This is a genomic window from Halomonas borealis (assembly GCF_004798905.1).
In the GTDB taxonomy this organism is placed as follows: Bacteria; Pseudomonadota; Gammaproteobacteria; order Pseudomonadales; family Halomonadaceae; genus Halomonas; species Halomonas borealis.
Genome location: NZ_SDMO01000085.1, coordinates 1 through 259 on the forward strand (window position 1 = coordinate 1; position 259 = coordinate 259).

Here is a 259-nt window from a genome sequence, read left to right on the forward strand (position 1 = left end):
TATTGCAGGTAAAAAAAGAAAGCCTATAGTGTAATCAAGGCTTGTATGATTTATCATATAACCATTTATCATGTAACCTAAGGCACCTGATAAAGATAAAATAAATCCAATTGCAGAGGAAGTACCAATTGCTTTTTTTATATCTATGCCTTGTGCAAGTAAATAAGGAACAATAAACATACCACCTGCAACAGAAATCAATGCAGATAAAGCCCCAAAAATTGCACCTGAAATATAATGTATTCTTTTTGAAAACTCT

At 31.3% G+C, this 259-nt stretch carries 1 protein-coding gene; it reads right to left on the minus strand.

From position 1 onward, the window contains the following. Positions 1–259 (minus strand): sulfite exporter TauE/SafE family protein (locus ETC07_RS15260; RefSeq protein WP_168709234.1); only part of this gene is annotated, 259 nt, incomplete at both ends.